The 7,958-nt window shown below is 71.2% G+C and carries 8 protein-coding genes; 5 read left to right on the forward strand and 3 right to left on the reverse strand.

The window, feature by feature from the left end; genetic code table 11:
* Positions 1 to 182 precede the first annotated feature (182 nt).
* The 3 genes from BZY54_RS44255 to BZY54_RS44265 all read left to right on the forward strand — a co-directional run bounded on the left by BZY54_RS44255 (position 183) and on the right by BZY54_RS44265 (position 4,174).
* On the forward strand, positions 183 to 1,973 hold the full coding sequence (locus tag BZY54_RS44255; RefSeq protein WP_086731011.1) for a DEAD/DEAH box helicase: 1,791 nt from the start codon (positions 183 to 185) through the stop codon (positions 1,971 to 1,973).
* Between the two features lie 297 nt (positions 1,974 to 2,270).
* Entirely contained in the window at positions 2,271 to 2,912 is a 642-nt protein-coding gene (locus tag BZY54_RS44260) for an IclR family transcriptional regulator (protein ID WP_086731012.1), read from the forward strand.
* A 467-nt stretch (positions 2,913 to 3,379) separates the two neighbouring features.
* Positions 3,380 to 4,174 (forward strand): S16 family serine protease, encoded by a 795-nt coding sequence (locus BZY54_RS44265; RefSeq protein WP_086731013.1) that lies wholly within the window; start codon positions 3,380 to 3,382, stop codon positions 4,172 to 4,174.
* Here BZY54_RS44265 and BZY54_RS44270 read toward each other — a convergent pair.
* From BZY54_RS44270 to BZY54_RS44280, 3 genes are all read right to left on the reverse strand, one after another.
* Positions 4,171 to 4,353, reverse strand: a complete 183-nt coding sequence (locus tag BZY54_RS44270; protein ID WP_086731014.1) for a hypothetical protein — start codon at positions 4,351 to 4,353, stop codon at positions 4,171 to 4,173. The two genes, BZY54_RS44265 and BZY54_RS44270, sit on opposite strands and share 4 nt — an antisense overlap.
* Positions 4,354 to 4,372: 19 nt before the next feature.
* Entirely contained in the window at positions 4,373 to 4,963 is a 591-nt protein-coding gene (locus tag BZY54_RS44275) for a winged helix-turn-helix domain-containing protein (protein ID WP_086731015.1), read from the reverse strand.
* A 101-nt stretch (positions 4,964 to 5,064) separates the two neighbouring features.
* Complete coding sequence (locus BZY54_RS44280) at positions 5,065 to 5,547, reverse strand: Lrp/AsnC family transcriptional regulator (RefSeq protein WP_208640956.1); 483 nt, start codon at positions 5,545 to 5,547, stop codon at positions 5,065 to 5,067.
* Positions 5,548 to 5,684: 137 nt separating this feature from the next.
* Between BZY54_RS44280 and hppD the strand changes: the two genes are divergently transcribed.
* The gene (gene hppD, locus BZY54_RS44285; protein WP_086731017.1) at positions 5,685 to 6,833 is read left to right on the forward strand and encodes a 4-hydroxyphenylpyruvate dioxygenase; all 1,149 of its coding nucleotides are present in this window, start codon (positions 5,685 to 5,687) and stop codon (positions 6,831 to 6,833) included.
* 151 nt (positions 6,834 to 6,984) lie between these two features.
* On the forward strand, positions 6,985 to 7,958 hold a 974-nt coding region (locus tag BZY54_RS44290; RefSeq protein WP_086731018.1), incomplete at its 3' end, for an FAD-binding oxidoreductase.

Consider the following 7,958-nt stretch of genomic DNA (forward strand, 5'->3'; position numbering starts at 1 on the left):
TGACGCGTGTCGCACCCGGGCTCGGTGGGGTGTCGTCGGCCCGGGTGAGGGGTGAGCGCACCGGTAGGGTGGCCCGGTTGTCATTCGTAGCCGAGCCCCAGCACAACGAACCGGAGACCGTGACTACCGCCCGCCCGTCGCCCGCCACCTCCCTCAACGGAGGGCCCTCCGGGCCCACGCCTATGTCTGCCAGCTCGTCGCACTCGCACCATCTCTCGCCCGCCTTCCCCGGACGTGCCCCCTGGGGCACCGCCGGCAAGCTGCGTGCCTGGCAGCAGGGCGCGATGGAGAAGTACATCCAGGAGCAGCCGCGCGACTTCCTCGCGGTCGCCACCCCCGGCGCCGGCAAGACGACCTTCGCGCTGACGCTCGCCTCCTGGCTGCTGCACCACCACGTCGTCCAGCAGGTGACCGTGGTCGCGCCCACCGAGCACCTGAAGAAGCAGTGGGCCGAGGCGGCGGCGCGCATAGGGATCAAGCTGGACCCCGAGTACAGCGCGGGCCCGCTCGGCAAGGAGTACCACGGCGTCGCCGTGACCTACGCCGGTGTCGGCGTCCGGCCCATGCTGCACCGCAACCGCGTCGAGCAGCGCAAGACCCTAGTCATCCTCGACGAGATCCACCACGCCGGTGACTCCAAGTCGTGGGGCGAGGCGTGCCTGGAGGCGTTCGAACCGGCGACCCGCCGCCTCGCCCTGACCGGTACGCCGTTCCGCTCCGACACCAACCCCATCCCGTTCGTGACGTACGCGGAGGGCTCGGACGGCATCCGGCGCTCGGCCGCCGACTACACCTACGGCTACGGTTCCGCGCTCTCCGACGGCGTCGTCCGGCCCGTCATCTTCCTCTCCTACAGCGGCAACATGCGCTGGCGCACGAAGGCCGGCGACGAGATCGAGGCCAGGCTGGGCGAGCCGATGACCAAGGACGCGGTCAGCCAGGCCTGGCGCACCGCGCTCGACCCGCGCGGCGAGTGGATGCCGGCCGTGCTGCGCGCCGCCGACCAGCGGCTGACCGAGGTCCGCAAGGCCATCCCGGACGCCGGTGCCCTCGTCATCGCCTCCGACCAGGACTCCGCACGCGCCTACGCCAAGCTGATCCGCGAGATCACCGGCAGCAGGGCGACGGTCGTGCTCTCCGACGACGCCGGCGCCTCGAAGAAGATCGACGAGTTCAGCGACGGCGACGACCGCTGGATGGTCGCGGTCCGCATGGTGTCCGAGGGCGTGGACGTACCCCGGCTCGCGGTCGGGGTGTACGCCACGACCATCTCCACGCCGCTGTTCTTCGCCCAGGCCGTCGGCCGCTTCGTACGGTCCCGGCGGCGCGGAGAGACCGCCTCCGTCTTCCTGCCGACCATCCCCGACCTGCTCACCTTCGCCAACGAGATGGAGGTCGAGCGCGACCACGCCCTCGACAAGCCGAAGAAGGAGGGCGAGGAGGACCCGTACGCCGAGTCCGAGAAGGAGATGGAGGAGGCGAACCGGGAGCAGGACGAGGACACCGGCGAGCAGGACATGCTGCCCTTCGAGGCGCTGGAGTCCGACGCCGTCTTCGACCGGGTCCTCTACGACGGCGCCGAGTTCGGCATGCAGGCCCACCCGGGCAGCGAGGAGGAGCAGGACTACCTCGGCATCCCGGGCCTGCTGGAGCCCGAGCAGGTGCAGCTGCTGCTGCAGAAGCGGCAGGCCCGGCAGATCGCGCACAGCCGCAGGAAGCCGGACACCGAGGCCGACCTGCTCGAACTGCCCGCCGATCGGCGGCCGGTGGTGACCCACAAGGAACTGATGGAGCTGCGCCGGCAGCTCAACACCATGGTCGGCGCCTACGTCCATCAGAGCGGCAAACCCCACGGCGTCGTCCACACCGAACTGCGCCGGGTGTGCGGCGGACCGCCGAGCGCCGAGGCGACGGCGGGGCAGCTGCGGCAGCGCATCGCCAAGGTGCAGGAGTGGGCCACCCGCATGCGCTGACACCGCGCGACGGCCCCGGGATCCAGCGCGTATCCGGACGAATGCAGGCAGGCCGGCTCCGCCCTTGACCGGATTCTGGACGGAGGCTTCCGCTCAGCGAACCGGCTTCGCTACTGTCCCGCTACGCACACGCCCCGTGGCAGCGCCGCCGCGGAGCGCAGCCGTGAAGCGACTCGTGTCCGGGACGGCCCGGACCGCCGGCCGATCGGCGGCCTCTGTTGCGCGTCACTGACGGGACTCGGTGACGTACCCGCCGCGATGAGCGCCGCCGACCTCACCACTGAAGGAGTGGGCGTCGTGACCGCGGAGACATCCCAGACGCTCGACCGGGGACTGAAGGTCCTCAAACTGCTGGCCGACACGGACCACGGGCTGACCGTCACCGAACTGTCCCAGAAACTGGGCGTGAACCGGACTGTCGTCTACCGGCTCCTCGCCACCCTGGAACAGCACGCGCTCGTCCGCCGTGATCTGGGCGGCCGTGCCCGGGTCGGGCTCGGGGTGCTGCGCCTGGGCCGTCAGGTGCACCCGCTGGTGCGCGAGGCGGCGCTGCCCGCGCTGCGGTCGCTGGCCGAGGACATAGGGGCGACGGCGCATCTGACGCTGGTGGACGGGGCGGAGGCGCTGGCGGTCGCCGTCGTCGAGCCCTCGTGGACGGACTACCACGTGGCCTACCGGGCCGGCTTCCGCCACTCCCTGGACCGGGGCGCGGCGGGCAAGGCGATCCTCTCGGCCCGCCGCCAGCCGATGGTGGACCCCGGTTACACGCTCACCCACGGCGAGCTTGAGGCGGGCGCCTGCGGCGCGGCGGCACCGCTGCTCGGTGTGACCGGCGTCGAGGGCAGCGTGGGCGTGGTCATGCTGGCGGACGCCGTACCCGAGCGGGTGGGACCGAGGGTGCTGGACGCGGCCCGCGAGGTCGCGGAGGCGCTGCGCTGAGCCGCACGGCGCCGGGCGCCGGTGGCCTCGACCGGGGTCGCCCCGGCCGATCCGCCGAATCCCCCGAACCGTCCATTCCCCTTCCCGCCACCGGCTGTCCCTCTCGATGCCGTTCCTCCGAGCCCCCGCATCATCGAGGCCGTGCACGGCGTAGGTGATCGTCGAGGGCGTACGGCTCGCAGGTGATCGGCAAGGGCCGCTCAGCCGGGAGGTGGAGGCGGCGGAGCGGCACCATGGATCGCCGATAGCCGGACGCGGGCCGCGCCTGGGGAAGCGGTAGCCGTGCGGGGGAGTGGGCAGTGGGGTAGCGGGGCCGGGCGCGGACGAATGGGCGAGCGGAGCCGTAAGCCGAGAAGCGGGAGCGGGGGAGCCCGGAGCCGGGAAGCGCCGAGCGGGCGTGGGGGAGCGGGCCGCGGTAGGGGCGGCCGCCGCCTGGCCGGATGCCGTCCTCGCGTTAGATTGATCCCGTGCTCTCTCGCCTCTCACGCCCCAAGGCCCTCGCCGTCTGCGCGCTGCCCGTCGTGGCCCTGATCGCCGCGGCCGTGTTCGCGCCGCTGCCGTTCTCGGTGGCACAGCCCGGGTCGACGGCCGACGTGCTCGGCGCCTTCAAGGGCAGCCAGGTGATCACGATTTCCGGCACACCGGTGCGCAGCACGAGCGGGCAACTGCGGATGACGACGATCGAGGCGACCGGCCCGGACGCCCACATCACGCTCGGCAACGTGATCGACGGCTGGTTCCGCACCGACCGGGCGGTCATGCCGCGCGACGCGGTCTACCCGAGCGGTGACACCGTTCAGCAGATCGAGCAGCACAACGTCGAGCAGATGCAGCAGTCCCAGGACGCGGCCACCCAGGCCGCCCTGAAGTACCTCGGCCTCAGTGGCGACAAGAACATCAAGGTCACCCTGAAACTCGCCAACATCGGCGGACCCAGCGCGGGTCTGCTGTTCACTCTCGGCATCATCGACAAGCTCCGCGGCACCGCCGACGGCGGTGACCTCACGGGCGGCCGTACGGTCGCGGGCACGGGGACCATCAGCCCCGACGGCACGGTGGGCGCGGTCGGGGGCGTGTCCCTCAAGACCCAGGCCGCCCACCGGGACGGCGCCACGGTCTTCATCGTCCCGAAGGCCGAGTGCACGGACGCCCGGGCGGAGTTGCCGAAGGGTATGCGCCTGGTCCCGGTGACCACCCTCAAGGGCGCGGTCAGCGCCCTCACCACCCTGAAGACGGGCAGGGGCTCGGTCCCGAGCTGCTAGACGGCCACCGGTTTCGCGGGTGCGACCAGGCGCAGGCCGACCTCGACCAGCGTCCAGCCCAGCCGGGCCCGCAGGTCGCTCGGGTGTCCGGCCTCCGCGGCCAGGCGGTGGGCCTCGGCCCGGGCCCGGAGCTCGGCGGCGTGCACATGATGCAGGACGAGGTGGGTCTCGGGAAGCATGGCGTCGACCTTTCTGCCGTCAGTCCGTGGTGACCGGGAAGGTGTGCGTGTGGATGCGTACGCGCTCCGCGTCGAGGGCGTCGGCGACGGCGGGCAGGTCGCGGTACTCCTCGACGAGCGCGTGCATCCTCTCGATGAGCTCGCGGGCGAGCTCCGGCGTGAGCCGCAGAGTCATGTCGCTCAGGTCCGAGGCACGGGTCCACTCCTCGGACCACGCGTGCCGGTTGCCGAGCCAGGTGGACAGCTCCTGAGCGTGGTTCGTCGCCACCTCGTGCTGGACCATGGCCAGGGCGCCGCGCACCGTCGGATCGGCGTCCGCGAACAGCTCGTCGTCGATCATCAGGCCCTCGTGCGCGGCCTTCCACCACCGCTCCCGCCCCTTGCCCCGCTCCGGCGCGTCCTCGACGAAGCCGTACGTGGCGAGTTGACGCAGGTGGTAGCTGGTCGCCCCGCTGGACTCGCCCAGTTTCCCGGCGAGCTGGGAGGCGGTGGCGGGGCCGCCGGAGCGCAGCGCGTCCAGCAGGCGCATGCGCAGCGGGTGAGCGAGCCCGCGCAGCGAACGGGCGTCGAGGCGACGGATGTTGAGGTGCCGGGGCGGGGGCTCGTCCATGCGTACAAAGGTATCGTTGCAAAGATAGCTTTGCAACGTAGTCTTTGGAACTTCTCCGCAGCGGAGCCGCGCACGCCTCCCTGCGCTGCCCGCTGCCCCGGCTACCCGTTCCGCTCGCGGTCCTCCGCGGCCTGCTCCACCAGCGGGATGATCCGCAGCGGCACCGGGTTCTCCATCACGATCGCCGTGGAGGCGCGGACGATGCCCTCGATGGCGACCACGCGGTCGATCACGCGCTGGAGGTCGGCGTTGGAGCGGGCCACCAGCCGGCACAGCATGTCGCCGGTGCCGGTGGTGGTGTGCAGTTCCAGCACCTCGGGCACCGTGGCCATGTGGGCCCTCACGTCCGGGCCCTGGCCCTGCCGGATCTGGAGCGTGGCGAACGCCGTCACCGGATAGCCGAGGGCCGCCGGATCCACCTCGGGACCGAAGCCGCGGATGACCCCGTTGGACTGGAGGCGGTCCAGCCGGGCCTGCACCGTCCCACGGGCGACCCCCAGGCGCCGGGACATCTCCAGGACGCCGATGCGCGGCTCGCGCGCCAGCAGCGCGATGATGCGGCCGTCCAGATGATCGATCGCCACAGTCCCGCCCTCCAGGGTCGTCGTACGGATGGTCATCCTGTACAGAAAGCCCGCCGACGCCGGTCGTTCACTGAGCATGTTGCCCAGTGAATACGCAAACTATTGCGCACCTTGCGGGACCGGGTGACGCTTCCGCTATGACGCAGACCACACAGCACACTCCCGACGCGACCGCGCGGCAGGCCGACCCCTTCCCGGTCAAGGGAATGGACGCGGTCGTCTTCGCCGTGGGCAACGCCAAGCAGGCGGCGCACTACTACTCCACCGCCTTCGGCATGCGGCTGGTCGCCTACTCCGGACCGGAGAACGGCAGCCGCGAGACCGCGAGCTACGTCCTCGAAAGCGGCTCCGCACGGTTCGTGTTCACCTCGGTGATCAAGCCCGCCACCACCTGGGGCCACTTCCTCGCCCAGCACGTGGCCGAGCACGGCGACGGCGTCATCGACCTCGCCATCGAGGTCCCGGACGCGCGTGCCGCCTACGCCTACGCCATCGAGCACGGCGCCCGCTCCGTCGCCGAGCCCTACGAGATGAAGGACGAGCACGGCACCGTCGTCCTCGCCGCGATCGCCACCTACGGCGAGACCCGCCACACCCTCGTCGAGCGGACGGGCTACGACGGCCCCTACCTGCCGGGCTTCGCCGCCGCCGAGCCGATCGTCGCGCCGCCCGCCCAGCGCACCTTCCAGGCGATCGACCACTGCGTCGGCAACGTCGAGCTCGGCCAGATGAACGAGTGGGTGCAGTTCTACAACAAGGTCATGGGCTTCACGAACATGAAGGAGTTCGTGGGCGACGACATCGCCACCGAGTACAGCGCGCTGATGTCGAAGGTCGTGGCCGACGGCACGCTCAAGGTCAAGTTCCCGATCAACGAGCCCGCCCTCGCCAAGAAGAAGTCCCAGATCGACGAGTACCTGGAGTTCTACGGCGGCGCAGGCGTCCAGCACATCGCGTTGAACACCAACGACATCGTGCAGACCGTGCGGACGATGCGCGCGGCCGGTGTCGAGTTCCTGGACACGCCCGACACCTACTACGACACGCTCGGCGAGTGGGTCGGCGACACCCGCGTGCCCATCGACACCCTGCGCGAGCTGAAGATCCTCGCCGACCGCGACGAGGACGGCTACCTGCTGCAGATCTTCACCAAGCCGGTCCAGGACCGCCCGACCGTGTTCTTCGAACTCATCGAGCGGCACGGCTCGATGGGCTTCGGCAAGGGCAACTTCAAGGCCCTGTTCGAGGCGATCGAGCGCGAGCAGGAGCGCCGCGGCAACCTGTGAACCGGTGCCCGGGTCGTCCCGCGAGCCGCTCGCGGTCGGTGTTCCCCCCGACCGCGAGCCGGCCCTGGCCTTGGGCCGCCGGGACAGCGGCCGGGCAACGCCGAAGCGGGCGTCCCACGGGCTTCACACCGATGGCGTCGAGTGCGACGCTGTGATCATGAGCCGTATCCAAGCCGCACCCGACGCAGCCGAGAGCAACCTCACCGACCGGCTCCTTGCGGGCCTGCCGGCCGAGGCGGTCCTCACCGATGCCGACGTCACGTCCTCCTACGCGAACGACATGGCGTCCTTCTGCCCGGCCGGCGTCCCCTCCGTCGTGGTCCTGCCGCGCACGGTGGAGCAGGTCCAGCACGTCATGCGGATCGCCACCGAACTGCGCGTCCCGGTCGTCCCGCAGGGAGCCCGCACCGGCCTGTCCGGCGGGGCGAACGCCTCCGACGGCTGCATCGTCATGTCCTTGACCAAGATGAACCGGATCCTGGAGATCAACCCGATCGACCGGATCGCGATCGTCGAGCCGGGCGTCGTCAACGCCGCGCTCTCCCGCGCCGTGAACGAGCACGGTCTGTACTACCCGCCGGACCCCTCCAGCTGGGAGATGTGCACCATCGGCGGCAACATCGGCACCGCCTCCGGCGGCCTGTGCTGCGTGAAGTACGGCGTCACCGCCGAGTACGTCCTCGGTCTGGACGTGGTGCTGGCCGACGGGCGCCTGATGTCCACCGGCCGCCGCACCGCCAAGGGCGTCGCCGGATACGACCTCACCCGCCTCTTCGTCGGCTCCGAGGGTTCGCTCGGCATCGTCGTACGGGCCGTCCTGGCGCTCAAGCCCCAGCCGCCGCAGCAACTCGTGCTCGCCGCCGAGTTCGCCTCCGCGGCCGCCGCCTGTGACGCGGTGTGCCGGATCATGGCGGGCGGCCACGTGCCGTCGCTCCTGGAACTCATGGACCGTACGACGGTGAAGGCCGTCAACGAACTCGCGCACATGGGCCTGCCGGAGACCACCGAGGCCCTGCTGCTCGCCGCCTTCGACACCCCGGACCCGGCCGCCGACCTCGCCGCCGTCGGCGCGTTGTGCGAGGCGGCCGGCGCCACCCAGGTCGTCCCCGCCGAGGACGCCGCCGA

The organism is Streptomyces carpinensis (assembly GCF_002154505.1).
Taxonomy (GTDB): Bacteria; Actinomycetota; Actinomycetes; order Streptomycetales; family Streptomycetaceae; genus Streptomyces; species Streptomyces carpinensis.